At 65.2% G+C, this 24,542-nt stretch carries 21 protein-coding genes and 1 tRNA gene; 11 read left to right on the plus strand and 11 right to left on the minus strand.

The genetic code is table 11. From position 1 onward, the window contains the following. The first annotated feature begins 103 nt into the window (after positions 1 to 103). The 3 genes from PCJ21_RS12955 to PCJ21_RS12965 are packed head-to-tail and all read left to right on the plus strand — an operon-like array spanning position 104 to position 5,845. Positions 104 to 1,090 (plus strand): ImuA family protein, encoded by a 987-nt coding sequence (locus tag PCJ21_RS12955; RefSeq protein ID WP_269931829.1) that lies wholly within the window; start codon positions 104 to 106, stop codon positions 1,088 to 1,090. After that, the gene (locus PCJ21_RS12960; protein ID WP_269931830.1) at positions 1,032 to 2,501 is read left to right on the plus strand and encodes a Y-family DNA polymerase; all 1,470 of its coding nucleotides are present in this window, start codon (positions 1,032 to 1,034) and stop codon (positions 2,499 to 2,501) included. Before PCJ21_RS12955 ends, PCJ21_RS12960 begins: the two co-directional genes overlap by 59 nt. Next, positions 2,498 to 5,845 carry an error-prone DNA polymerase gene (locus tag PCJ21_RS12965; RefSeq protein WP_269931831.1) on the plus strand — a complete coding sequence of 1,116 codons (3,348 nt, stop codon included), beginning with the start codon at positions 2,498 to 2,500 and terminating at the stop codon, positions 5,843 to 5,845. The genes PCJ21_RS12960 and PCJ21_RS12965 overlap by 4 nt, the downstream gene beginning before the upstream one ends. Positions 5,846 to 5,877: 32 nt before the next feature. On the opposite strand, the gene PCJ21_RS12970 is transcribed toward PCJ21_RS12965, so the two are convergent. The 4 genes from PCJ21_RS12970 to PCJ21_RS12985 form a co-directional block, all read right to left on the minus strand. Then, positions 5,878 to 6,114, minus strand: a complete 237-nt coding sequence (locus PCJ21_RS12970) for a Trm112 family protein (protein WP_269931832.1) — start codon at positions 6,112 to 6,114, stop codon at positions 5,878 to 5,880. Between the two features lie 155 nt (positions 6,115 to 6,269). Next, positions 6,270 to 6,941 (minus strand): LON peptidase substrate-binding domain-containing protein, encoded by a 672-nt coding sequence (locus PCJ21_RS12975; RefSeq protein ID WP_269931833.1) that lies wholly within the window; start codon positions 6,939 to 6,941, stop codon positions 6,270 to 6,272. 54 nt (positions 6,942 to 6,995) lie between these two features. Then, positions 6,996 to 7,961 carry a thioredoxin gene (gene trxA, locus PCJ21_RS12980; RefSeq protein ID WP_269931834.1) on the minus strand — a complete coding sequence of 322 codons (966 nt, stop codon included), beginning with the start codon at positions 7,959 to 7,961 and terminating at the stop codon, positions 6,996 to 6,998. A gap of 63 nt (positions 7,962 to 8,024) precedes the next feature. After that, positions 8,025 to 8,537, minus strand: coding sequence for a prolyl-tRNA synthetase associated domain-containing protein (locus PCJ21_RS12985; protein WP_269931835.1), 513 nt, complete (start codon positions 8,535 to 8,537; stop codon positions 8,025 to 8,027). Between the two features lie 210 nt (positions 8,538 to 8,747). Here PCJ21_RS12985 and PCJ21_RS12990 point away from each other — a divergent pair. The 8 genes from PCJ21_RS12990 (at position 8,748) to cls (ending at position 16,959) form a co-directional block, all read left to right on the plus strand. Next, positions 8,748 to 8,822 (plus strand) — tRNA-Gly (locus PCJ21_RS12990). 267 nt (positions 8,823 to 9,089) lie between these two features. Further along, a complete protein-coding gene (locus PCJ21_RS12995) occupies positions 9,090 to 9,332 on the plus strand; it encodes a hypothetical protein (RefSeq protein ID WP_269931836.1) in 243 nt (80 codons plus the stop codon). Between the two features lie 4 nt (positions 9,333 to 9,336). Next, a complete protein-coding gene (gene ligD / locus PCJ21_RS13000; RefSeq protein WP_269931837.1) occupies positions 9,337 to 11,790 on the plus strand; it encodes a DNA ligase D in 2,454 nt (817 codons plus the stop codon). 30 nt (positions 11,791 to 11,820) lie between these two features. After that, positions 11,821 to 12,693: a non-homologous end joining protein Ku gene (ku, locus tag PCJ21_RS13005; protein ID WP_269931838.1), complete on the plus strand. Its 873-nt coding sequence runs from the start codon at positions 11,821 to 11,823 to the stop codon at positions 12,691 to 12,693. After that, positions 12,690 to 13,772, plus strand: coding sequence for a tetratricopeptide repeat protein (locus tag PCJ21_RS13010; protein WP_269931839.1), 1,083 nt, complete (start codon positions 12,690 to 12,692; stop codon positions 13,770 to 13,772). Before ku ends, PCJ21_RS13010 begins: the two co-directional genes overlap by 4 nt. Next, a complete protein-coding gene (locus tag PCJ21_RS13015; RefSeq protein WP_269931840.1) occupies positions 13,772 to 14,404 on the plus strand; it encodes an alpha/beta hydrolase family protein in 633 nt (210 codons plus the stop codon). Before PCJ21_RS13010 ends, PCJ21_RS13015 begins: the two co-directional genes overlap by 1 nt. Before the next feature lie 8 nt (positions 14,405 to 14,412). Beyond that, positions 14,413 to 15,183: an exodeoxyribonuclease III gene (locus PCJ21_RS13020; protein ID WP_269931841.1), complete on the plus strand. Its 771-nt coding sequence runs from the start codon at positions 14,413 to 14,415 to the stop codon at positions 15,181 to 15,183. A gap of 318 nt (positions 15,184 to 15,501) precedes the next feature. Further along, positions 15,502 to 16,959: a cardiolipin synthase gene (gene cls, locus PCJ21_RS13030; RefSeq protein ID WP_269931842.1), complete on the plus strand. Its 1,458-nt coding sequence runs from the start codon at positions 15,502 to 15,504 to the stop codon at positions 16,957 to 16,959. 12 nt (positions 16,960 to 16,971) lie between these two features. On the opposite strand, the gene PCJ21_RS13035 is transcribed toward cls, so the two are convergent. From PCJ21_RS13035 to PCJ21_RS13065, 7 genes are all read right to left on the minus strand, one after another. Next, positions 16,972 to 17,748, minus strand: a complete 777-nt coding sequence (locus PCJ21_RS13035) for an SDR family oxidoreductase (RefSeq protein WP_269931843.1) — start codon at positions 17,746 to 17,748, stop codon at positions 16,972 to 16,974. Positions 17,749 to 17,759: 11 nt separating this feature from the next. After that, a complete protein-coding gene (locus tag PCJ21_RS13040) occupies positions 17,760 to 19,037 on the minus strand; it encodes an L-fuconate dehydratase (protein ID WP_269931844.1) in 1,278 nt (425 codons plus the stop codon). A gap of 115 nt (positions 19,038 to 19,152) precedes the next feature. Next, positions 19,153 to 20,007: a fumarylacetoacetate hydrolase family protein gene (locus tag PCJ21_RS13045; RefSeq protein WP_269931845.1), complete on the minus strand. Its 855-nt coding sequence runs from the start codon at positions 20,005 to 20,007 to the stop codon at positions 19,153 to 19,155. A 68-nt stretch (positions 20,008 to 20,075) separates the two neighbouring features. Then, positions 20,076 to 21,023 carry an ABC transporter substrate-binding protein gene (locus tag PCJ21_RS13050; RefSeq protein WP_269931846.1) on the minus strand — a complete coding sequence of 316 codons (948 nt, stop codon included), beginning with the start codon at positions 21,021 to 21,023 and terminating at the stop codon, positions 20,076 to 20,078. A 102-nt stretch (positions 21,024 to 21,125) separates the two neighbouring features. Beyond that, the gene (locus PCJ21_RS13055) at positions 21,126 to 22,121 is read right to left on the minus strand and encodes an ABC transporter permease (RefSeq protein WP_269931847.1); all 996 of its coding nucleotides are present in this window, start codon (positions 22,119 to 22,121) and stop codon (positions 21,126 to 21,128) included. Next, complete coding sequence (locus PCJ21_RS13060) at positions 22,118 to 23,656, minus strand: sugar ABC transporter ATP-binding protein (protein ID WP_269931848.1); 1,539 nt, start codon at positions 23,654 to 23,656, stop codon at positions 22,118 to 22,120. Before PCJ21_RS13060 ends, PCJ21_RS13055 begins: the two co-directional genes overlap by 4 nt. Next, the gene (locus PCJ21_RS13065; RefSeq protein WP_269931849.1) at positions 23,653 to 24,537 is read right to left on the minus strand and encodes an amidohydrolase family protein; all 885 of its coding nucleotides are present in this window, start codon (positions 24,535 to 24,537) and stop codon (positions 23,653 to 23,655) included. Before PCJ21_RS13065 ends, PCJ21_RS13060 begins: the two co-directional genes overlap by 4 nt. Positions 24,538 to 24,542 lie beyond the last annotated feature (5 nt).

Consider the following 24,542-nt stretch of genomic DNA (forward strand, 5'->3'; position numbering starts at 1 on the left):
ATCGGGGGGAGGAATAAATTCCCTTCGAATCGACTTGACTCTCATTGTCGGCTCTGGAATCTATAAGAACATAACAGGAACAGTTGGTGGAAGGCATATCGGCATGGCGACGAGCGCCGTGGCGCGGGACGTCGTTTTTGCCCTGCGCCAGAAGATAGCGAAGATCGAGGGAACGCTGCCCGAGAGGCTGGCCTCGCCTTCCGACGGCCAGCCGGTCGCGGGGCTTTTGGTCCGCCGCAACGGCCTCGCCTCGGCGCGCGACTTCTTCCTGCCGACGGGTGTCGAACGGCTCGACGAGGTGCTTGGCGGCGGCCTGCCCAAGGCAGCCCTGACCGAGATCCATGGAACCGAGACCCGCAATGCCGGCGCGGCCGCGGGGTTCGCTCTTTGCCTCGTCAGCGGCATGCTGACGGAACGGTCGCAGCCCAGGGATCTGGTGCTGTGGGTCGGCACGGCAGAGATGTTCCGGGAGGCGGGACTGCCTTACGCGCCGGGGCTCGGCGGGCTCTTCGGCATAACCGCGGAAAACCTGTTGCTCGCCGAGGCGCCGAAGGCTGCCGACGTGCTCTGGATCGCCGAGGAGGCAGCCCGCATCGATGAGATTTCGGCTGTTGTCGTCGAGCTGCGTGGCAATCCGCGCAGCGTCGATCTCACGGCGACGCGCCGCCTGCACCGGCGGGCGCAGGACAGCGGCCGCCCTGTCTTCCTGCTGCGCCAGTCGGCCGAGCCGGCGCCCACGGCAGCGCCCGTCCGGCTGGTCGTCTCGCCCGCGCCGGCCAGCCTGCGGCAAACGCTCCTCGGCCCGCTGGCCGGCTCGATCGCAGCACCTGCCTTCGCTGTCGAGATCGGCAAGAGCCGCACGGCTCTTGCCGGCAGCTTCATTCTGGAATGGAACCCCGATGCACGCACCCTCGCAGAACGAAGCCCAGAGAATCGTGTCGCTGTGGTTTCCCCATCTCGCGGCCGAACGCATCCTGCGGCGCAGGCTGGGGCGGTCCTGGCGTTCAAGCCCGCAACCGCTGAAGCCGCTGGTGACCAGCCATCGCGAGAGCAACACCCAGCGCATCGCCGGCCTCGACGCGCGGGCTGAGGCGCTCCGGCTGAAGCGGGGCATGGGCATCGCCGAGGCGCGCGCCATGCATCCCGACATCGACGTCGTCGAAGCCGATCCCGAGGCCGACCGCAGGCTGCTCGAAGGGCTCGCCGACTGGTGCGACCGCTACACCCCGCTCGTCGCCCTCGACGGCGCCGACGGGCTGTTCCTCGACATCACCGGCTGTGCCCACCTCTTTGGCGGCGAAAAGGCGCTGCTCAACGATCTCATGATGCGCTTCTTCCACCAGGGCTTCGATGTACGCGCCGGCCTTGCCTCGACTCCGGGGGCGGCGTGGGCCGCCGCCCGCTTCGTCGCCGGCCAGATCCTGGCTCCGGGCAGCGAGCGCAATTTCCTCTCCCGCCTGCCGCTGTCGGCGCTCAGGATCGACGCCAGGACGAAGACGAGCCTTGAAAGTGTGGGGTTGCGCACCATCGGCGCGATCATGGAGGGGCCGCGCGCGCCGCTCGTCCGGCGGTTCGGCGCCGAACTCATCGAGCGCCTCGACCAGGCGCTTGGCCGGCTCGAGGAGGCGATCTCGCCGCGCCTGCCGGTAGCCCCGCTTTCAGTCGAGCGCCACCTCGCCGACCCGTTGTCGCTGATCGACGACATCGAGCGGCTGGTCGGCCTGCTCGCCGCCGCGCTCAAGGTCGACCTCGAGCGCCGCGAGGAGGGCGCGCGCGGCCTGGAACTGCTGCTGTTTCGGGTTGATGGCATGGTCAGCCGCATAACGGTCGGCGCGTCACGCCCCATCCGTGAGCCGACACTGGTGCGCAGGCTGTTCCATGAGCGGTTGGCGACGCTCGGCGAGAGCATCGACGCCGGCTACGGCTTCGACCTCGTGCGCCTCTCAGCTTTGTCGACGGCCCGGTTCGACGCGCGCCAGGCCGACCTCGCCGGCGAGGTCGAGACTGGCGGCGAGGGGTTGGCGATCTTTGCCGATCGCATCAGTGCGCGCCTTGGCGAGCCCGCCATGCTCGGGGTTGTCCCTGTCGAAAGCCATCTGCCGGAACGTGCCGCGCCCGCCCGGCCCTATGCCCAGGAGGAGGCGCGCAAGGAAGCGGTGAAGAAACCAGCCAGGGAAGGACAGGCAAGCGCTGGCCGGCCTCGACAGGCCGATCGCCCCATCCGCCTGCTCCGCCAGCCCGAACCCATTGACGTTCCGGCGACCGAAGTACCCGATGGCCCGCCGCTCAATTTCCGCTGGCGCCGGGCGCTGCATCGCGTGGCCCGGGCGGAAGGGCCCGAGCGTATCGCGCCCGAATGGTGGCGCGAGCAGGCGGACGCGCCAACGCGCGACTACTACCGCATCGAGGATGCCGAGGGCCGCCGCTACTGGCTCTACAGGCAGGGCCTCTACAATGCGCAGGTGGTGCCGCGCTGGTTCCTGCATGGGGTCTTTGCATGAACATGGTCGTCGCCGCCAGCTATGCCGAATTCGGCATCCAGTCGAATTTCTCCTTCCTGCGGGGTGCTTCCGCGCCGGAAGAACTGGTGATCGCGGCCAAGTTTCTGGGGCTTTCAGCCATTGGTCTTGCCGACTGCAATACCGTTGCGGGCACCGTGCGGGCCTGGAAGATGGCTCAGACGGAGGGGCTGGCCTACCACCCGGGCTGCCGACTGGTCTTTGCTGATGGCACGCCCGACATGCTCGCCTACCCGCAGAACCGCAAGGGGTGGGGTCATCTGTGCCGCATGCTCACCCAGGCCAATACCCGGCCTGAAAGTGAAAAGGGCGCCCCGCTTCTCTACCGGGGAGATCTTTTCGAATGGGGCGACCTGCTATCACTTGCCGTCCTGCCCGACGCCACGGCTGCGACCAAAGATGACGTTACGCTTATACGCAGTCTCAAGGAGCGCTTCGGTACCTCCTTGTGGCTGGCGGTGGCGCCGAATTTCGGCGGCAACGACCGCTTCAGGATCGAGCAGGCCGCGACCATGGCCGCCATGGCAGGTGTGCCGCTGATGGCGACCAATGATGCGCTCTACCATGCGCCGAGCCAGCGCCCGCTGCAGGACGTACTGACAGCGATCCGCCTCAGCGTGCCTGTTGCCGAGGCCGGCTTCGAGCTCAAGGCCAACGCCGAACGCCACCTCAAGGCGCCGGTCGATATGGCGAGGCTTTTCCGCAACCATCCGGAGGCTCTGGTCGAGACGCTGCGGTTCGCCGAAAGCCTGCGTTTCTCGCTGGAGGAGCTCAAATACAATTACCCCGACGAACCGACGGAATCGGGCCTCCAACCGCAGGCCGAGCTTGAGAGGCTGACCTGGGAAGGGGCGAAAAAGCGCTATCCCGACGGCGTTCCGGAAAAGGTTCAGGGAATCATTCGGCACGAACTTGGCATTGTCGAGGAGCTCAACTACGCCCGCTATTTCCTTACTGTCCACGAGATCGTGAAGTTCGCCCGTTCGAGGGACATCCTTTGCCAGGGGCGCGGCTCTGCCGCCAATTCGGTCATATGCTTTTGCATCGGCATCACCGATGTCGGACCTGACATCGTCGATGTGCTCTTCGAGCGCTTCATTTCCGTAGAACGTGGCGAGCCGCCCGATATCGACGTCGACTTCGAACATGAGCGGCGCGACGAGGTCATCGCCTTCATCTACGAAAAATACAGCGCCAAGCGCACCGCGCTCGCGGCTTCCGTCGTCACCTATCGCGGTCGCTCGGCCCTGCGCGAGGTGGCCAAGGCGATGGGGCTGTCTGATGACGTCAGGGGCGCTTTGTCGGGCTCGATCTGGGGTTGGTATTCCTCGGTGCTTGGCGAGAAGGAAACGGCGGCGGGCGGCCTCGACAAGGCGGATCCTGTGACCAGGCATGTGATCGAGCATGCCAACGGCATCATGGGTTTTCCGCGCCATTTGTCCCAGCATGTCGGCGGCTTCGTCATCACCAGGGATCGGCTCGACGAGATCGTCCCCATCGTCAAGACGGCGATGGACGAGCGCAAGATGGTCGAGTGGGACAAGGACGATCTCGACGCCGTCGGCATATTGAAGGTCGATGTGCTGGCGCTGGGCATGCTCACCTGCCTGCGCAAGGCCTTCAACCTGCTTAAGGCGCATTACGACGAGCGTGACCCCTACGGCCGGCCCTACACGCTTGCGACATTGCCGCCTGGGGATCAACATGTCTACGACATGATCTGCCGCGCCGACACGCTTGGTGTTTTCCAGATCGAGAGCCGGGCGCAGATGTCGATGCTGCCGCGGCTCCGGCCGCGCGAGTTCTACGATCTCGTCATCGAGGTGGCGATCGTCCGACCCGGCCCGATCCAGGGCGATATGGTGCATCCGTATCTCCGCCGTCGGCAAGGCAAGGAAAAGGTCGATTTTCCCAAGAAGGAGCTAGAGAAAATCCTGGGCAAGACGCTGGGCGTGCCGCTGTTCCAGGAGCAGGCGATGAAGATCGCCATCGTCGCTGGCGGCTTCACGCCGGGCGAGGCCGACCAGTTGCGGCGCGCCATGGCGACCTTCAAGCGCACCGGCACCATCGGCAACTACCGCGACCGCATGATCAAGGGCATGGTGGCGCGCGGTTACGAGCACGACTTCGCCGAGCGTTGCTTCAAGCAGATCGAGGGTTTTGGCGAGTACGGCTTTCCCGAAAGCCACGCCGCGTCCTTCGCGCTGCTCGTCTACGCCTCCTGCTGGTTCAAGGCCTATTATCCCGACGTGTTCTGCGCGGCGATCCTGAATTCGCAGCCGATGGGCTTCTACCGGCCGGCTCAGCTGGTGCGTGATGCGCAGGATCACGGCGTCGAGATCCGCCAGGTCGACGTCAACCGCTCCGTCTGGGACTGCACGCTCGAGCGTTCAGGCTTCGACCCAAAACGCATCCAGCAACGCCACGCCGAGATGCGGGATGTCATCAGGACCAGCCACGCCGTCCGTCTCGGCTTCCGCCAGATCAAGGGGCTTTCCGACAAGAAGATGCAGGCATTCGTCGAGCGGCGCGGCAAGGGCTACGTCTCGGTGCGCGATGTCTGGCTGCGCTCGGGGCTCGATGTCGGCGAGATCGAGCTGCTCGCCCAGGCTGATGCCTTCCGCTCGATCGATATCGACAGGCGCGCCGCACTCTGGGCGGTGCGTGCGCTCGATGGCAAGAGTGCCGCCGAAATGCTGCCACTGTTCGATCGTCCCGAAGTGCAGCTGGTCGACAACGAGCCGGAGACGCATCTGCCGCGCATGCCGCTCGGCGAGCATGTCATCCACGACTACCGCTCGCTCGGCCTGTCGCTGAAGGCGCATCCGGTGGCCTTCCTCAGGCACCATCTCGACCGTGCGGGCATTGTGCCCAATGCCCGGCTCGGCGATGTACCCGACGGGCGACGCGTGTCCGTCGCCGGACTGGTCCTGGTCCGCCAGCGGCCGGGTAAGGGCAATGCCATCTTTCTCACGCTGGAGGACGAGCATTCGATCGCCAACATCGTCGTTTGGGCACGTGTCTTCGAGCGTTTCCGGCCTGTCATCATGGGGTCGAAGTTCATCCGCGTCACCGGCAAGCTGCAGAAGGAATCTGACGTCATCCACATCGTCGCCGAAAAGATGGAGGACCTGACGCACTGGCTGGCTGTGATGTCGGAGGAAATGCAGGCCGAAGAGCGAATCCGCGCGGCGGCGGCCCAAACTGGTCCCTCAAGGCAAAGCGCCGCCGATAAGGCAAACAGGGACCCGCGTGTCGTTCAGGCCTACGAGCGGGTGGCACGCAAGGCGAGCAGCGTCATGCCCAAGGGGCGGAACTTCCAGTAACCGAAAGGAAGGTGACTACAGGGACAGGTCAATCAGGCGGCAGGCGCGGGTGGCGAGCCGGAAGGGCCGCCGTCCTGGTCGGCGATCTGGCGGGCTTCGGAGGGCAGCATCACCGGAATGCCGTCGCGGACGGGATAGGCGAGGCGGGCCAGCCTGGAGACCAGCTCGCTACGCTCGGCATCCCAGACAAGAGGGCCTTTCGTCAGTGGACAGGCCAGCAGTTCGAGCAGCTTGATGTCGATATCGCGGCTGCTGGGATTATGGACCATCGGCGGCTTCCTCAGATGTCGTGGCGTGGCAGCAGATGCTTGCGCCGGCATTGCTTGCTGTATCTGTCTTCCTGGGGCCGGAGCGATGTCCCGGCCGACAGGGCGGGTGCGCCTGCCGTCACCTCATGCGGCAGCGCCTCGGTTGCCGGGCAAGACTACTGCAAGCCCGAGCCGAAGTCGTCACCGTCGCGGGCCAGCGTCATCTCGGTGATGGCGACAAGCGTTTCGGCACGCGTCTTGAGATCGGGAGCCTCGAGCAGCGCCTGCTTTTCGGCGGCGCCATAAGGCGCCATCATCGACAGCGCGTTGACCAGCATGGCGTTGTCGGCGCGACTGACGCTTTCCCAGTCGGTCTCGAGCTCGTTGGCCTGGAGATAGGTGCGGAACGCCTTGAGCAGTGCCGGGCGATCAATCTCCGACGGGGTCGCGTCCTCGCTCAGATCGGTTGCGAAAGGCGTTATCCTTGCCTGCCTGAACGGTGTCTTGACCGCAGCCTCCTGGCCAAGCCGAAAGCGGCAAACGCCCTGCAGCGAGATCAGATAGCGACCGTCGCCCGTCTCGGCGAAAGAGGTGATGCGGCCGACGCAACCGACCGAACAAAGCTCCGGCTCGCCGTCGGGCCGCAGCGCCCCGTCCAGCGCCGGCTGGATCATGCCGATCAGCCGCGTGCCGGCCATCGCCACGTCGATCATCTCGATGTAGCGCGGTTCGAAGATGTTGAGCGGCATGCGCCCGCCCGGGAGGAGAAGCGCGCCCTCCAGCGGAAACAGCGCAACCGCCGCCGGGAGGTCGGTGTCGAGCCGATAGTGCGCGTTTCCAGCCTGCATCTCTTTCCCTCTGCACGTGACCCGTGCGGCCCAGGGGCCACGCGGGAGCGGCCTTTACGAAAACAGCAGCGACGACAGCTTGCGTCGTGCAGCCAGCGTCGCCTCGTCGCCGAAGCCCCAGGCCTCGAACAGCTTGAGCAACTGGGCGCGCGCGCCGTCTTCGTTCCAGGTGCGGTCGGCCTTGACGATGGCGAGCAGGTTGTCGGCGGCCTCGTTGCGCTGACCCATGGCGTTCTGGATCATGGCGAGGTCGTAGCGCGCCTGGTGGTCGGCGGGGTTGGCGGCGAGCCGGCGCTCGAGTTCGGCCGCGTCGCCGAGTTCGGCCGCCTGCTCGGCGAGCGCGATCTTGGCGCGCACCGAGGCGATCGCCGCCGTCTCCTTCTTGTCGTCGGGGACACGGGCCAGCACTTCGGCGGCACCCTCGGCGTCGCCCGCCTCGAACAGGATGTCGGCAAGGCCGGCGATGGCATCTACATGGTCGGGTGCCTGTGCCAACACGGCGTCATAGATCTGGGCGGCCGTCTGAAGGTCGCCCGCGACGCGCGCCTCGGCAGCCGCGGCGATTGCCTCTTCGACCTGGGCAGCGCCATTGTCCTTGCCGGCGACCTTGTCGATGAAGTCGCGAATCTGCGATTCGGGAACAGCTCCCATGAAGCCGTCGACCGGCTGGCCGTTCTTGAAGGCGATGACCGCCGGGATCGACTGGATGCCGAGCTGACCGGCGATGGCCGGGTGGTCGTCGATGTTCATCTTGACCAGCTTGACGCGGCCGGCAGCGGCCTGGACGACGCGCTCGATGACAGGGGTCAGCTGCTTGCACGGTCCGCACCACGGCGCCCAGAAATCGACCAGCACCGGCTGGTTGCGCGATTCCTGGATGACGTCGGCGGCGAATCCCGCGGTCGTCGTGTCCTTGACGAGGTTGGCCGGCGGCTGGGCCGCGCCGGTGTCTCCGCCATACTGGACGTTGGTGGCGTAGTTGCTGCCCATGCCGCCGAAGGGGTTGTTCTCGTTGCTCATCTTCACTCTTTCGATGTATCGCCGGCCGGCTTTGGGAGGATTTGTCCAGCCACCATGTGGCGATCAGGCCGAGACTTTCAAGATAACAGGATCATGGCCGGTTGCCTCGACGAATCGCAACAGGTCGTCGCGGCCGATCGAGCTCGTTGCGTCGTTGGTCAGCGGGTGGGCGTTGATGACCCTGTTCTCCAGCAGTGGCGCATCGAGGACCACCTTCACCCGGCCCGTCGTGTCGTTGATGAGGCCGAACACGGTGACGGCGCCCGGAGTGACGCCGAGCAGCTCGAGCAGCGCCTCGGGCTTGCCGAAGGAAACGCGGCTGGCGGCGCCGATCAGGTGATGGATCTGCTTGAGGTCGACCACGGCGTCCTCGTCGACCGTCACCAGGAAGAACTGGTCCTTCTTGTCCTTGAGGAACAGGTTCTTGGTGTGCCCGCCTGCAATCGTGCCGCGCAGCGCCTGTGAATCGGCAACTGTGAACAGCGGCGGGTGGTCCTGGGTGGTCACGGAAATGCCGAGCTCGGCGAGATAGGCGAGCAGTTCGGCGCGGGTCTTGGGTGTCGTCGAGGCGGTCATCGCAGCTTCCGGAAGTTGCCGTTGCGCGAGGTTTATGGGCAAAGCCGGCTTCCCGCACAAGCCCGGTGTTCGCGCGCCGGCGTGCTTCCCGAGGGGAAACAAGGGATTTTCGCGGCTGCGAAAAAAAGATGAAAAAGAGCCTCTTTTCCCTGTTGCATTGCCGGCGCTCTTCGGCGATATAGGCGCGGCAACGGCGACGAGCCGCAGCGAGCGGGTGTAGCTCAGGGGTAGAGCACAACCTTGCCAAGGTTGGGGTCGAGCGTTCGAATCGCTTCACCCGCTCCAATTACTCCACGATAAGGCCACGGTTTGCACCGTGGCCTTCGTCGTTTCTGGGCTTCGGAAAACCGCGTTTCCAGGCATCATCCGGCGCCTTGTGAATCAATCGGGCTTGGCTACCTGACGACGCTGGATGACCAAGCGGTTTGCAGTTCGGCCGTCAACGGCATGCCGCCCGGTAAGGCCGAATGTCAGGAGGTCCGATTCGCCCGGATTGATCAAAACAGCGCTTTGAGGGATAGTTGCCTTCGCGGGTTCAGGAGCCTCGGGCGTATGCGTACACCGGTTGCCAACCAGATCAGGAAGCGCAAGGCCGTTGCCGACGCGCTTGTCCGGCAGAAGGTTTTTGTCAGCTCGCGGCGCTTCAGGGGCGACGGCCAGCCCGTCTCCAGAGTGCTGGTTTCAGGCGAATATTACGACGTCAGCGACACGCTGCTCGATCAGCTCGAGCATGGCGCGACGCCGGGCGAGCTCGAGCTCGAGCCTGCCCCCGAAAACCCGGCCGGCCTGCAATAGGCGCATGGCAGCGGAAAAGCTTCGCAGCTATCGCCAGAAGCGCGATTTCACCAAGACGCGGGAGCCGCCGGGCCTGTCGGCCGGGCATCATGGCAACCGCTTCGTCGTCCACAAGCACCATGCCACCGCCGATCATTACGACCTGCGCCTCGAACTTGGCGGCGTGCTGAAGAGCTGGGCCGTGCCGCGCGGGCCGTCGCTCAACCCCGCCGACAAGCGACTTGCCGTCGAGACCGAGGATCACCCCGTCGACTACATCGACTTCGAGGGCGTGATCCCGGAAGGCGAGTATGGCGGCGGCCCGATGATCGTCTGGGACACCGGTGCGTGGGCGCCGATGGAAGACGCCGAGAAGGCGCTGGCCAAGGGCGCCTTCAAGTTTCGGCTGGCCGGCGAGAAGCTGAAGGGCGGCTGGATGCTGGCACGGCTGAAGCCGAAGCCCGGCGAGGACAAGCACAACTGGCTGCTGTTCAAGGAACACGATCTTGCTGCCGACGAAACCGTCGACATCCTTGCCACGCGTCCCGAAAGCGTCAAAAGCGGCCGAATGATCGAGCAATTGGCTGCTCCGTCAAGAAAGCCGCGCGCCAAGCCCGCCGACCTGAAGCCAGGCAAGCTAGCCGGTGCCGTGCGCGGGCCGATGCCTGGGCGGGTCGAGCCGCAGCTCGCCACCGCCGTGCCGAAGCCGCCTTCCGGCGAGGGCTGGCTGCACGAGATCAAGTTCGACGGCTACCGCACCATGGCGCATGTGGGGGGCGGCGCGACAAGGCTGATCACCCGCAGCGGGCTCGACTGGACCAAGCGCTATGGCAACCTTGCCAAGGCGTTCGCCGGATTGCCGGTAAGCGAGGCGGTCATCGACGGCGAGATCGTGGTGCTCGACAACAAGGGCATCAGCAGTTTTGCCGGATTGCAGGACGCGTTGGCGACAGGCCATCACCAGCAGCTGGTGTTTTATGCCTTCGATCTTGTGTTCCTCAACGGATGGGACCTCAGAGGCGTCGAACTGGGCAAGCGCAAGGGCCTGCTTGACGTGCTGCTGTCCGGGCAGGTCGATGCCGGAACGGCCATCCAATACAGCGACCATGTCGAAGGCGACGGGCAAGGGCTCTACGACCGCGCCAGCGAGATGGGCCTGGAGGGCATCGTCTCGAAACGCGCCACGGCGATCTACAGTTCGGGACGGAGCCAAAGCTGGAGCAAGGCCAAGGCGCTAAAGAGCGGCGATTTCGTCATCGCCGGCTACACCGTCTCGCAGGCGGCTGAGGGGCTTGCGGCGCTGGCGCTCGCCGAATGGGTCGATGGCACGCTTGAGTATCGCGGCAAGGTTGGAACCGGCTTCGATGCTGAGACGTTGCAATCGTTGCGGCGTCGCCTGGAAGGGCTTCGGGAGGGGGCGGACAAGCTCGAAGGCGCGCCGAAGGAGGTCATGCCCGTGCGGCCGGTGCTCAAGGCCCATATCCATTACGCCAACAAGACCAGCGACAATGCGCTGCGCCATGCGGTGTTCAAGGGCCTGCGCGAGGCCGAGCTGTCGGCGGGTGGAGGGGCGCCGCGCAAGCGGCTGATCTCCGACGCCGACCTTGCCGGCATCACCATCACCAACCCGACCCGGCGGGTGATGGGAAAGGCCGGTCCGACCAAGCTCGATGTCGCGGTCTACTACGCGGCGGTCGGCGATTTCATGCTGCCGCATATCATGGGGCGGCCGGTCTCGCTGTTTCGCTGTCCGAGCAGCCGGCCGCAGGACTGCTTTTTCCAGCGCCACGCCTTTTCAGGCATGCCGCCGTCGATCGCCTCGTTCGAGACCAGGAACTCCGAAGGCGAGACCAAGAGCTACATCGCCGTCGAGGACGCCAGGGGCTACCTGGCGCTGGCGCAATTCGGCGTCGTCGAGTTCCACGCCTGGGGCGCGCTGCGCGCGCATCTCGACAAACCCGACCGCATGGTCTTCGACCTCGATCCCGGCGAGGGCATCGGCTGGCGCGAAGTGGTGGAAGCTGCCGTTCACGTCCGCGGCGAGCTGGAAAAGCTCGGGCTGGTGCCGTTCGTCAAGACCTCGGGCGGGCGCGGCATCCATGTCGTGGTGCCGACAACGCGCAAGCTCGGGTGGAAGCCGTTCCATCAGGCGAGCAGTGAGATTTCGTCTCTGATCACCGCCACGGCGCCCGATACCTTCACGACGGTAATGGGCAAGGACAACCGCAAGAAGCGCATCTTCATCGATTTTCACCGCAATGCGCGCAGTGCAACGGCTGCCGCGCCCTACTCTTTGCGGGCGCGCACCAACATGCCGGCGTCGACACCTCTCAGCTGGACTGATCTTGAGTCCATCGACGCTCCTGAAGATTTGAACTATTCTTCGCTTCCCGGCCTTGTGGCCAGTTCCGGCGATCCATGGGCCGAAATCGACGATCACGCCCGCGACCTGCCGGCTGCGACCCGTACCAAGCCTTAGTCTGTTTATGTATCTGCGTAGGAGACAAGCATGGCCCCCAGGGCAAGTTGGAAGGGATATCTGAAGCTCAGCCTAGTCAGTTGCCCGGTGCGGCTTTACCCGGCGACGAGTTCGAGCGAGCGCATCAGCTTCAACCAGCTGCACAAGGACACCCACAACCGGATCAACATGAAGCCGGTCGATCCCGAACTCGGGCTGGTCGACCGCTCCGACCTGGTCAAGGGCTACGAGTACGAAGACAAGAAATACGTCATCATCGACGAGGCCGACCTTGAGGCGGTCAAGATCGAATCCAACCACACGATGAACATCGAAGCCTTCGTCGAGGAGGATTCGGTCGACGTCATCTACCAGGACGCGCCCTACTATCTGGCGCCGGATGGCGCGATGGCGGAGGAAACCTTCGCCGTGCTGCGCGAGGCGCTCAGGCAATCCGGCAAGCTGGCGATCGCCAGGCTGGTGCTGTCGAGCCGCGAACGGGTGGTGACCATCGGCGCGCGCGACAAGGGCATGTTCGTGTGCACGCTGCGCAACCCGAGCGAGGTGCGCGGCACATCGGAGTATTTCGGCAACATCCCGGCCGGCACGCCCGATCCGGAAATGCTCGACCTGGCCATGGCGCTGATCAAGCAGAAGCTGACGACGTTCGATCCAAAAAACTACGAGGACCGCTACGAGATCGCCTTGATGCAGATGATCAAGGAGAAGCTGAAGGGTCACAAGCCGATCATCGCTGCGGCGCCCGAGCGTGGCAACGTGGTCAATCTGATGGACGCGCTGAAGGCCAGCCTCGGGCAGGCCAAGCCGCCGGCCAAGAGCAAGACCAAGACCGATGCGGCTGAAAAGCCGGCAGCCAAGCTGACGGCGGTCGCGGGCGGCAAGCAGGCCAAGGGCAAGAAGTGAACGAAGGCAGGATCTTTGGGCTGATCGGAGCGCTGGCGGCGTTTCCGCGTCGCCTTGGCGTGCGTGAGGTGGCGCGGCAGGGCGGCGAGCTGCAGCATGGCGTGACGCGGCGCACCACGGATGTCGTGTTCGGCCGCACGCTGCTCTACAAGCTCGACGAGGCCAGGCTGGAGGCGCGCTTCGATGCCGCCATGGCCTCGGGCAGGCCGGTGTTCAGCGAGAACGGCTTTCTGCGCGCGCTCGGCCTGCTCGACAGGGTCGAGGGCGCCGGCATGACCCGGCAATCGCTGCTCGATCAATCGAGGATGGCGCCACGCGACCTCGACCTTCTGTCGCTGTTCGACGCCTTCGAGAGCGATACTGAGCCCTACGCCTTCCGTGACCTGATCCTGGCGCGGAAGTATGCCGGGCTGCTGGCTGGCGGGTCGAGCTGGAGCGCAATCGCCCGGTCGGTGCGGCGCTCGGGCGCGGTCGCGTCGCTGAGCGCGATGTCGCTGCATGGGCAGGGAAAAGACAGCATCTATGCCCGGCTGGGCGCGGACCTCGCCGAACTCGACGGACAAAGGCTGCTGCCGCTCGGCCGCGCCGACGACGCCGAGCTGGAAGAGCTTTTTGCACTGGCCGAGGACGCGGAGGAAGACGAGCGCTTCGCGGAGGCGGCGGAGCTCTATGCGCGCTGCCTCGCCGCCGATCCCGGCGACAGCGTGGCGGCGTTCAACCGCGCCAACTGCCTGCGCTCGGCCGGCATGGCGCAAGAGGCGATGCAGGGCTACATGCGGGCGATCAAGCTCGATCCGAAATTCGTCGAGGCGTGGTTCAACCTCGCCGGCCTGTTTGCCAGCCAGGGCAAGGCGCACACTGCACGGCGGCATCTCGAAAAGGCGATCGCGCTCGATCCGGGCTATGCCGACGCGATGTTCAACCTGGCCAATCTCGCCTATGAGGCCGGCGACCTCGCCGAGGCCAGGCGCTGGTGGTCCTCCTATCTCAGGCTCGACGCAACCTCCGAGTGGGCCAAGACCGCGGCCAAGGGCATCCAGTATGCCGACCTGCATCTGAAAGAACGGACGGCTGGCTGATGGATTTCCTCTTCGACGGTGCCGAAGACGCGCCTTGCACCATCCTGCTTGCCCATGGCGCCGGCGCGCCGATGGATTCGGCGTCGATGACCGCGGCGGCCAAGGCGCTTGCCGGAGCCGGCTTCCGCGTGGCGCGGTTCGAGTTCGGCTACATGGCGGCGCGGCGAAGCGAGGGCATGCGCAAGCCGCCGCCGCGGGCCGAGACGCTTAATCCGGAATACCGGGCTGCGATCGAGCGGCTCGGCGCTACAGGCCCGCTGATCATCGGCGGCAAGTCGATGGGCGGGCGGGTCGCCAGCATGATCGCCGACGAACTCCACGGCGCCGGCAAGGTCGCCGGGCTGTTGTGCCTCGGCTATCCGTTCCATCCGCCGGCCAAGCCCGAACAGTTGCGCACGAAACACCTGGCCGGGCTCAGGACGCCGGCGCTGATCGTGCAAGGCACGCGCGACGAGTTCGGCACGCGCGAGGAGGTTTCGGGCTACACGCTTTCCGACGGCATAGAGTTGCTATGGCTGGAAGACGGCGATCACGATCTCAAGCCGCGCAAGACAGTCTCGGGTTTCACCGCCGCGGATCATCTCAAGACGATGGCCGAAGCTGCGGCGGCCTGGGCGCGGATCACCAGCTAGCGGGCCGCATGAAGATTGCCAGCTTCAACATCAACAACGTCAACCGCAGGCTTGAAAACCTGCTGGCGTGGCTGAAACAGGCGAAGCCCGATGTCGTGTGCCTGCAGGAGCTGAAGGCGACGGACGGGCAGTTCCCGCGGGCCGCGCTGGAGGCTGCGGGCTATGGCGCGGTGTGGCGCGGACAGTCGACCTGGAACGGCGTGGCCATTCTCGCCCGCGACACAAAGCCCGTGGTGACACAATGGGCGCTGCCGGGCGACCCCGACGATGCGCAGTGCCGCTACATCGAGGCGGCGGTCGACGGCGTGCTCGTCGCTTCGCTCTATGCCCCCAACGGCAATCCGCAGCCGGGGCCGAAATTCGACTACAAGCTTGCCTGGCACGCCCGGCTGAGCGCCCATGCGGCGGGCCTGATAACGGCTGAAATTCCGGTCGTGCTCGCCGGCGACTACAACGTCGCGCCCGGCGCGCTGGACGTCTATGCGACCAAATCCTACGACGACAACGCGCTGGTGCAGCCACAAAGCCGGGCGGCTTTCCGCGAGCTGCTCGACCAGGGCTGGACGGATGCCGTGCGCAAGGCGTTTCCGGCCGAGGCCGTCTATACGTTCTGGGACTACCGGCGCAACCGCTGGCCGCGCAATGCCGGTCTCAGGCTCGACCACCTTTTGGTGAGCAAGCCGCTGGCCAAGCGGCTCAAGTCGGTGGGCATAGATCGCGACACGCGCGGTCTCGACGATGCCAGCGACCATGCGCCGGTCTGGATCGAGCTGAAGTAGAAGCAGGCCAATCGTGCGGCAATGCTCGCCCAGTGCGTAGGCTTCGCGCGCGACATCGTGGATCGAATTATCGTGCCGCGTCCAAGGCCCGTCGGGCATTCGGCTTCAGGCAACATCGCCCCGCCTGTCTTGTTCCGGCCTTCGCTAGGGCAGTGGCCTCGACGAAGAACGGCACCTCGAACATTCCGTCATGGCCAATAAAGCGGAGCGCCTCGGGCGCGGGCGTCGATGGCGTCAGGCTCGTGCAGTCGCTACCATGGCTCGACGTCCGGCCTATCTACTCTCGGACGGCATTCGGTCTGGAGGGACGCCGCGAGCATGAACGCATCCGCCTATTTTGGCTGGGCACTGGTTGTCGTACCCATCGCGTTGCAGGTTATCTATTCGGTTCGAGCGCTGCTGAGGCCGCATCGCGAACCGGCCTCGCGTCTGGCCTGGGTGGTGGTGATCGTGGTCGCGCCGGTGGTCGGCGTGGTCGCCTACATATTGTTCGGCGACACGAATGTCGGCAGGCGCCGGATCGCCAGGCTGCGCGACGCGCTCAAGCGGCTGCCGTCTCTCGCCGAGATCAACGCCGTGGATCTGGACGGGCGTGGGCAGCCGCAGGTGCCCGAACGCTACGCTCCGCTGTTCCGGGTTGGCGAATCGATCAGCAACTATCCGCCGGTCGGCGCCAACCGGGCGCAGCTGATGCACGATTCCGATAGCACCATCGACGCCATCGTCGCCGACATCGATGCCGCCACCGACCATGTCCATCTGCTGTTCTACATCTGGCTGCCCGACGGCAACGGCGTGAAGATGGTCGAGGCGGTCAAGCGCGCGGCGATGCGCGGCGTGATCTGCCGGGTGATGGTCGACGACATCGGTTCGCGTCGGCTGATCCGCTCGCCGCACTGGCGCGACATGGCCTCGGCCAAGGTCCGGCTGGCCCGCGCCTTGCCCGTCGGCATTGCCTTGCTACGACCGCTCAAGGGGCGGGTCGACATGCGCAACCACCGCAAGATCGTCGTCATCGACAACAGCGTCACCTATTGCGGCAGCCAGAATTGCGCCGACCCGGCCTTCGCGATCAAGGCGAAATACGCGCCCTGGGTCGACGTGATGATGCGTTTCGAAGGTCCGATCGTGCTGCAGAACCAGCACCTGTTCGCCAGCGACTGGATGGCTCAGATCAAGGAAGACCTGAGCGAGCTCATGCGCCAACCTTTGCGCCAGGAAAAAGCGGGGTTCACGGCGCAGGTGATCGGCACGGGGGCCACCGTGCGCTATTCGGCGATGCCGGAAATGTTCATATCGCTGATGAACGCCGCGCGGCACGAGCTGGTCATCTCGACGCCTTACTACGTGCCCGACGAGCCGCTGCAGGCGGCTTTGTGCGCCTGCGCTCATCGCGGCATCGCGACGTCGATCATTTTCCCGCAGCGCAACGATTCCTGGATCGTCGCCGCCGCCAGCCGTAGCTACTACCGCGAGCTTCTCGACGCAGGCGTGCGGATCTACGAATATGCCGGCGGGCTGCTGCACGCCAAGACGCTGACCGTCGATGGCGAAGTGATGCTGATCGGCTCGGCCAATCTCGACCGGCGCAGTTTTGAACTGAACTTCGAAAACAACATACTGCTGCACGATCGGGGAATGACCGCCCGGCTGCGCGCCCGCCAGCAGACCTACATCGATGCCGCCGTGCCCATCGACGACCGTACGGTCGCGAGATGGAGCAAGCCGCACCAGCTCTGGAACAACGCCATCGCCATGCTCGGGCCGGTATTGTAGGCGGCCAATTTTCTAGTCGAGGGCCCGGTCGAGATGGGTGTAGCCGCCGTCGACGAACAGCCATTGGCCTGTCGTGTGGCTCGCCTTGTCGGAGAGCAGGAAGATGACGGTGTCGGCGATCTCTTCCGCCGTCGTCATGCGCTGTCCGAGCGGGATGCGCCTTGTGATTTCTTCCAGACGCGCCTCGGGATCGTCGAAGGTCTCGAGCCACTTTTCATAAAGCGGCGTCATCACCTCGGCGGGGATGACCGCGTTGACACGGACACCGTCGCCGCGCAGCGCCGCCGCCCACTCGCGCGTCAAAGACAGCTGGGCGCCCTTGGCGGCGGTGTAGCCGCTGGTATTGCCCTGGCCGGTGAGCGCGGTCTTGGACGAGACATTGACGATCGAACCGCGCGCTGCCTTGAGCCACGGCAGGCAGTGGTGCGCTGTCGTGTAGTAGTGGACCAGGTTGCGTTCGAGCGACTCGCGAAAGGCGTCGGGACCGGCTTCGAGGCCGATGCCGTCATTGATGCCGGCATTGTTGACCAGCCCGTCGATGCGGCCGAGGGTCTTTGCCACCTGCTCGATGGCCGCGCCGATTTCTGGATCGTGCATCAGTTCGACCTGCACGAACATCGTGCGCGGAGACGCCGCCTTGAGCTTAGCGGCGAAATCCTCGGCCAGCGGGCTGCGGCCGAAGACGACGGGGATGGCGCCTTCGGCGGCAAGGCCGAGCGAAACCGCGCCGCCGATGCCCGCGCCGCCGCCGGTGACGATGACGACCTTGTCCTTCAGCCCGAAATTCATGATCGTCTCCGTCAGCCGCGGAACTGGAAGTCTTCGAGCGTCGCCGGCTTCATCTCGATGGAGAAGCCGGGCGCCGTGGGCGGCAGATACGCGGCGTTGCGCACCACGCAGGGTTCCCTAAAGTGCTCGTGCAGGTGGTCGACATATTCGACCACGCGGCCCTCGCGGGTCCCGGCGATGCAGACATAATCGATCATCGACAAATGCTGGACATATTCGCACAGGCCAACGCCGCCGGCATGCGGGCAGACGAGCAGGTTGTATTTCGCCGCCATCAGCAGCACTGCGAGAATCTCGTTGACGCCACCGAGGCGGCACGAGTCGATCTGCACGACGTCGATGGCGCCACGCATGATAAACTGCTTGAACATGATGCGGTTCTGGCACATCTCGCCGGTGGCGACCTGTACCGGGGCGACGCCCTCGCGGATCTTTCGGTGACCCTCTACATCGTCGGGGTTGGTGGGCTCCTCGATGAACCATGGCTTGGCGAAAGCGAGGTCGCGCACCCAGTCGATGGCCTGGCCGACCTCCCAGACCTGGTTGGCGTCGATCATCAGCTGGCGGTCGGGGCCGAGCACCTCGCGGGCGATGCGCAGGCGCCTGATGTCGTCGGCCTTGTCGCGGCCGACCTTGAGCTTGACGTGGTTGAAGCCGGCGTCGACCGCCTCCTGGCAGAGCCGGCGCAGCTTCTCGTCGCCATAACCGAGCCAGCCGGCCGAGGTGGTGTAGCAGGGGTAGCCTTCGCGCTCGAGAATAGCGATGCGCTCGGCCTTGCCAGGCGTCTTGTCGCGCAGCATGGCCAGTGCCTCGTCAGGCGTGATGCAGTCGGTGATGTAGCGGAAGTCGATGCAGCGCACGAGTTCCTCGGGCGACATGTCGGCGACCAGCTTCCACACCGGCTTGCCCACCATCTTGGCCCAGATGTCCCACACCGCGTTGACAACGGCGCCGGTGGCCAGGTGGATCGCGCCCTTGTCGGGCCCGATCCAGCGCAACTGGCTGTCGGAGGTGACATGGCGCCAGAAGGCGCCCATGTCTGATGTGACCTTGTCCATGTCCAGCCCGACGACCAGATGGCGCATCGCTTCGATCGCCGCGCAGCAGATCTCGTTGCCGCGGCCGATGGTGAAGGTCAGGCCGTGACCCTCGATGCCCGGCGTGTCGGTTTCCAGGATGACATAGGCCGCCGAATAGTCGGGGTCCGGGTTCATCGCGTCGGAGCCGTCGAGATGCTGCGAGGTCGGGAAGCGCAGGTCGAGCACCCGCATGTCGATGATTCTGGTCATGGTCTGGGGTCCTCTGAGCGTGATCCCGAAAGGGCGAAGACCTTTCGGCCAAGGTCATGCGGCTGAAACAAGAGCGAGATGGCGGCTCGGAGAGGCCGCATCTCGCTCCAAAAGGTCAGGCGGCGACGACGCACTGCCTCTGGGTGCCGAGACCTTCGATGCCGAGGGTCATGGTCTGGCCGGCCCTGAGATAGACGGGCGGTTTCTGGCCGAGGCCGACGCCGGGCGGGGTGCCGGTGGAGATGACGTCGCCGGCCTGCAGGCTCATGAAGCGGCTGAGATAGGATACGACCTGCTGCACCGAGAAGATCATGGTCCTGGTCGAACCGTCCTGGAAGCGCTTGCCGTCGACGTCGAGCCACATCTTGAGGTTTTGGGGGTCGGCAATCTCGTCAGCGGTCACCATCCACGGGCCGGTCGGGCCGAAGGTGTCGCATCCCTTGCCCTTGTCCCAGGTGCCGCCGCGCTCGATCTGGTATTCGCGCTCGGAGACGTCGTTGATGACGCAATAGCCGGCGACGTGGCTCATCGCGTCGGCCTCGTCGATGTAGCGGCCGGGCTTGCCGATGACGACGCCAAGCTCGACCTCCCAGTCGGTCTTGACCGAGCCGCGCGGAATTTCGACGTCGTCGTCGGGACCGACGATGGCCGACGTCCACTTGTTGAAGACGATGGGTTCGGCCGGGATGGCGGCACCCGTTTCGGCGGCATGGTCGGCATAGTTGAGGCCGATGCAGACGAACTTGCCGATGCGGCCGACGCAGGCGCCGAGGCGCAGGTCCTGCTGCGGGGTGCCGGCAACCACGGGCAGGCTTGCGGGATCGATGCCGCGCAGACGGGCGAGGCCTTCCGGCGTCAGCACGTCGCCGGCGATGTCGGCGACGATGCTCGAGAGGTCGCGGACGCGGCCGGCGTCGTCGAGCAGGCCGGGCTTCTCATTGCCCATCGGGCCATAGCGGAGCAGTTTCATCTGATGTCACCTTAGATTGAAAGAAGCCGGAGGCGGCGAACCGCCCCCGGGAGCCAAGTTGTACAGGATCAGTCGTACAGCACCGCTGCGATTTCGGGCTGATCGATGTTCGACTTGTCGTAGTAGTAGAAGCCGGTGTCGATGTTCTTCTCGACCGCTTCGCCCTTGGCCGCCTTGACGGCCGCCTCGACGGTCTTGTAGCCGATGCCGACCGGGTTCTGGGTGATGGCGCCAGCCATCTGGCCGTCGCGGATCGCCTGCTTCTGCTGGGCGCCGGAGTCATAGCCGATGATCACCAGCTGGCGGCCGAGCTCCTTGGCGCCGTTGACGACGCCGATGGCCGAGCCTTCATTGGCGCCGAACATGCCCTTGAGATCAGGATTGGCCTGCAGGATCGCCTTGGTGATCTCGGTCGACTTGAGATGATCGCCCTCGCCGTATTCGATGGCGACGATCTCGACCTTCGGATGGGCTTCCTTCATGCGGTTGACGAAGCCGTCACGGCGATCGATGCCGGTGCGGCTGGTCTGGTCGTGGACGACGAGCGCCACCTTGCCTTCGCCGCCGATCAACTCCGACATCTTGTCGGCGGCAAGGGCTGCCGCGGCGATGTTGTTGGTCGAGGCGGTGGCGACGGGGATGTCGCTGTCGACGCCGGAGTCGAAGGCGACGACCGCGATCTTGGCGTCCTTGGCCTGCTGCAGCAGCGGGATGGCCGCCTGGCTGTCGAGCGCTGCAAAGCCGATTGCCGCCGGCTTCTTGGCAAGCGCGGCCGACAGCATGTCGATCTGGCGGTCGACCTGCGATTCCGAATCCGGCCCTTCGAAGGTGACTTCGACGCCGAGATCGGCGGCGGCCTTGTCGGCGCCCGCCTTCACGGCCTGCCAGAACTGGTGCTGGAAGCCCTTGGAGATGAGCGGGATGTACAGCTTGTCCTGGGCCATTGCCATGGTCGAGCCGTAGCCGAGGATTGTCATGGCGCTGAGGGCGCCGAGCACGGTGCGTCTGGTAAACATGTTTCCTCCGATTGAACCTTGGTTGATCGTTGCTGGTGGAGCGCTTTCGCTCTCTTCTTGGTGTTGGCGCAGCGCGAAAATGCTGCGCAAAGCAAGCCTTCCTCAAAGCCTGCGGCGCCGCAGAATGTCGGTGTAGACGGCGAGAATGATGATCGAGCCGGTGACCACGGTCTGCCATTCCTGGGCGACCGAAAGAATGCGCAGGCCGTTGGCGAGAACCGAGATGATGAGCGCGCCAATCAGCGTGCCGATGATCGTGCCGCGCCCGCCAGACAGCGAGGTGCCGCCGATGACGACGGCTGCGATGGCGTCGAGCTCGTAGCCCTGGCCCAGCGCCGGCTGGGCCGAATTCAGGCGCGAGGCGATGAGCAGGCCGGCGATGCCGCAGATGCTGCCGGCGAGCGCGTAGACGGCGATCTTCCAGCGGTCGGTGTTGACACCCGAGAGCCGGACCGCCTCCTCGTTTGAGCCGAGCGCGAAGGTGAAGCGGCCGAGAATGGTTCGCTCGAGGATGAAGCTCGTGGCGATTGCCACCAGAAACAGGATCAGCACGCCGTTGGGGATGGGCAGGCCGGGAATGACGCTTCCGATCAGCGAGCCTTGCGAGATCTGGGTGAAGCCCGGCGTGTTGTTGAAATAGATCGGCCGCGTGCCCGAGATCACCAGCGACAGGCCCTTGAGGATCAGCATCATGCCGAGCGTGGCGATGAAGGGCGGGATCTTGAGCTTGGCGACGAAGGTGCCCGAGAGGGTTCCGCTGGCGGCACCGGCGAGGATGGCCGCCAGCACGCCGAGGCCGAGCGGCATGCCCCAGAAGGTCAGCACCACGCCCGCGATGACGGCGCAGAAGGTCATCAGCGTGCCGACCGACAGGTCGATGCCGCCTGTGATGATGACCAGGGTCGCTGCGATCGCCAGCACGCCGTTGACCGACGTCGCCTGCAGGATGGCGATGATGTTGGAGGTCTGCATGAAGTTGGGCGAGGCGAGGCTGAACACCAGGATCAGCGCGATCAGGCTGGCAAAGGCGAGCAGCCTGTGGGCGCCGGAGAATTTCGAGCCTATCGAGGCAGTTCCGGTGGATGCGGTCGCACTCATTTGGCCTCTCCATTAGCCGGCTTATTGTTATGGTTGGCGCCTTCACCGCGCAGCGTTGCGAGGTGCATGATTTCTTCCTGGCTGGCGCCGCCTGAAAGAATGCCGGTCAGCCGGCCCTCGCACATGACGGCGATGCGGTGGCTGAGACGAAGCACTTCAGGCAGCTCGGACGAGATGACGATGATGGCGCGGCCCTGCTGGGCGAGCGCGTTGAGCAGCTTGTAGATCTCGTTCTTGGCGCCGACATCGATGCCGCGCGTCGGCTCGTCGAAGATCAGCACCTCGCAGTCGCGCAAAAGCCATTTGGCGATGACGATCTTCTGCTGGTTGCCGCCCGAAAGCAGTCGAACTTCCTGGCGGTCGGACGGGGTCTTGATCGCGAGCTGGTCGATGTAGCGTCTTGCGGCGTCTTGCATCGCCGCTTCCTTCAGCAGCCCGCCGGGGCCGGTGAAGCGGCGAAGGCTCGCCAGCACGACGTTGTTGCGCACGTCCATGCCGGTGGCGAGGCCGAAATGCTTGCGGTCCTCGGAGAGGTAGCCGATGCCGGCGCGCACGGCGTCCTGCGGCATGCGGATGTCGACCTTGTTGCCGTGCATGAAGATGTCGCCGCTGTCGCGGCGGTCGGCGCCGAAGATGGCGCGGGCGACCTCGGTGCGGCCCGCACCCATCAGCCCGGCGAAACCGAGGATCTCGCCCTTGCGCACGGAGAAGGAGACGTCGCGGATGACAGTGCCACGATTGAGGTTGTTGACCGCGAGCACGACCTCCGAATTCGCATGGTCGGGCACGTCAGGGCGCTCGTCGGTAAGCGCTCGGCCGACCATCATCGAGATGATCTTTTCCACCGGCGTCGTCTCGGCCGGCACGGTGCCGATATATTCGCCGTCGCGCATGACCGTGACGCGGTCGGCGATGCGCTTCAGCTCGTCCATCTTGTGCGAGATGTAGACGATGCCGACGCCCTCGGCCTTGAGCCGGGCGATGATGGCGAAAAGCTCGTTGATCTCGGCGTCGTTCAGGGCGGCTGTCGGCTCGTCCATGATCAAGACGCGAGAACGGTAGGACAGCGCCTTGGCGATCTCGACCATCTGCTGGCGGGCGATGGTCAACCCGCCGACCAGGGTGCGCGGATCGAGCTTGAGATGCATGCTGGCGAAGATTTCGGTGGCCTGGGCGTTGAGCTTGCCTTCATCGAGCAGCAGGCCGGCGGCCTTGCGCGGCTCGCGGCCGATGAACATGTTTTGCGCCGCCGTCAGATGCGGCATCAGGTTGAGTTCCTGATGGATGATGCCGATGCCAAGGTCCTGCGCCTGGCGCGGCGAGTTGATCTCGACCGGCTTGCCGTCGAGGAGGATTTCGCCGCCGTCGCGGCGGTAGATGCCGGCGAGGATCTTCATCATCGTCGACTTGCCAGCGCCGTTCTCGCCCATCAGCGCATGGACTTCGCCCGAGCGCAGTTCGAGCTGGGCGTTGTGCAGCGCGCGCACGCCGGGGAACGACTTCTCGATGTCCTTCATCGAAACGAGGGCGCTCATGCGCGTCCTCCTTCGAGGCCGTAGAAGCGCTGCGCCGTCGCAGACAGGATCTGCTCCCGTTCGTTCGTGCTGAGACCTTCGAGCAAGAGTTCGGTGACCTCGATCCAGAAGCCGAAGCTCGCAGCCAAGGTCAGTACCGGCCAGTCCGATCCCCAGACGATGCGGCGCGGGCCGAACCAGTCGAGCAACTTCTCCACTGTCGGCCTGAGAGCCGCGGCGGCTTTTTCAGGTGTGGAGCGGCGGTCGGCGGGCAGTTCGGTGAGCAGGCCAGAAAGCTTGCAATGCACCTGCGGGTGCCGAGCAAGTGCTGCCATGCCTGTCTCCCACATGGCGTGGCGGGTATCGCTGGATTCGGCCGCAAGTGCTGGCTTGGCGGCATGGTCGATGATGACTGCTAGCTCGGGGTGTGCCTCGACGAAACGCTTCAGCGCCTGAAGATGCCGGGGCATGACCAGCGCGTCGAAGCGCAGGCCGAGCCGCTTCAACGCGGTGATGGCTTCAGGATGCGGATTTGTTGCGATCCAGTCGATGTCAGGCAAATCCTGCAGCATCGGCCGGACCCCCTTGAACAGCGGGTTTTTGGCCAGGCGCTCCAGAGAGGCCACGCCTTGCGCCGTCGACAGATCAACCCAACCGACGACGCCGGCGACCGCTTTGTCCTCGCGTCCCTGATCGAGCAGGAATTCCGTCTCCGCTTCCGTGGGCGCGGCCTGGACCAGTATGCGCTGGCCTATGCCCGCCGTCTCAGCGAGGGGCAGCATGTCGGCTGCGCCGAAGTCGCGATGGATCGGCGCGAGATGGGTGGCCTCAGGCGTCAGCCAGGCATAGTCGCCGCGCTGGAGCGTCCAGTAATGGCAGTGGCCGTCGATCCTTTCGATCATGGCCG

The sequence above is a fragment of the Aminobacter sp. HY435 genome, assembly GCF_027568395.1.
Lineage (GTDB): Bacteria > Pseudomonadota > Alphaproteobacteria > Rhizobiales > Rhizobiaceae > Aminobacter.

What these genes read in the sequence shown, in the direction of transcription:
- PCJ21_RS12955 (WP_269931829.1), top strand. Translation starts at nt 104, where the DNA reads ATGGCGACGAGCGCCGTGGCGCGGGACGTCGTTTTTGCCCTGCGCCAG.
- PCJ21_RS12965 (WP_269931831.1), top strand. Translation starts at nt 2,498, where the DNA reads ATGAACATGGTCGTCGCCGCCAGCTATGCCGAATTCGGCATCCAGTCG.
- PCJ21_RS12970 (WP_269931832.1), bottom strand. Translation starts at nt 6,114, where the DNA reads ATGGTCCATAATCCCAGCAGCCGCGATATCGACATCAAGCTGCTCGAA.
- PCJ21_RS12975 (WP_269931833.1), bottom strand. Translation starts at nt 6,941, where the DNA reads ATGCAGGCTGGAAACGCGCACTATCGGCTCGACACCGACCTCCCGGCG.
- trxA (WP_269931834.1), bottom strand. Translation starts at nt 7,961, where the DNA reads ATGAGCAACGAGAACAACCCCTTCGGCGGCATGGGCAGCAACTACGCC.
- PCJ21_RS12985 (WP_269931835.1), bottom strand. Translation starts at nt 8,537, where the DNA reads ATGACCGCCTCGACGACACCCAAGACCCGCGCCGAACTGCTCGCCTAT.
- PCJ21_RS12995 (WP_269931836.1), top strand. Translation starts at nt 9,090, where the DNA reads ATGCGTACACCGGTTGCCAACCAGATCAGGAAGCGCAAGGCCGTTGCC.
- ligD (WP_269931837.1), top strand. Translation starts at nt 9,337, where the DNA reads ATGGCAGCGGAAAAGCTTCGCAGCTATCGCCAGAAGCGCGATTTCACC.
- ku (WP_269931838.1), top strand. Translation starts at nt 11,821, where the DNA reads ATGGCCCCCAGGGCAAGTTGGAAGGGATATCTGAAGCTCAGCCTAGTC.
- PCJ21_RS13015 (WP_269931840.1), top strand. Translation starts at nt 13,772, where the DNA reads ATGGATTTCCTCTTCGACGGTGCCGAAGACGCGCCTTGCACCATCCTG.
- PCJ21_RS13020 (WP_269931841.1), top strand. Translation starts at nt 14,413, where the DNA reads ATGAAGATTGCCAGCTTCAACATCAACAACGTCAACCGCAGGCTTGAA.
- cls (WP_269931842.1), top strand. Translation starts at nt 15,502, where the DNA reads ATGAACGCATCCGCCTATTTTGGCTGGGCACTGGTTGTCGTACCCATC.
- PCJ21_RS13035 (WP_269931843.1), bottom strand. Translation starts at nt 17,748, where the DNA reads ATGAATTTCGGGCTGAAGGACAAGGTCGTCATCGTCACCGGCGGCGGC.
- PCJ21_RS13040 (WP_269931844.1), bottom strand. Translation starts at nt 19,037, where the DNA reads ATGACCAGAATCATCGACATGCGGGTGCTCGACCTGCGCTTCCCGACC.
- PCJ21_RS13045 (WP_269931845.1), bottom strand. Translation starts at nt 20,007, where the DNA reads ATGAAACTGCTCCGCTATGGCCCGATGGGCAATGAGAAGCCCGGCCTG.
- PCJ21_RS13050 (WP_269931846.1), bottom strand. Translation starts at nt 21,023, where the DNA reads ATGTTTACCAGACGCACCGTGCTCGGCGCCCTCAGCGCCATGACAATC.
- PCJ21_RS13055 (WP_269931847.1), bottom strand. Translation starts at nt 22,121, where the DNA reads ATGAGTGCGACCGCATCCACCGGAACTGCCTCGATAGGCTCGAAATTC.
- PCJ21_RS13060 (WP_269931848.1), bottom strand. Translation starts at nt 23,656, where the DNA reads ATGAGCGCCCTCGTTTCGATGAAGGACATCGAGAAGTCGTTCCCCGGC.
- PCJ21_RS13065 (WP_269931849.1), bottom strand. Translation starts at nt 24,537, where the DNA reads ATGATCGAAAGGATCGACGGCCACTGCCATTACTGGACGCTCCAGCGC.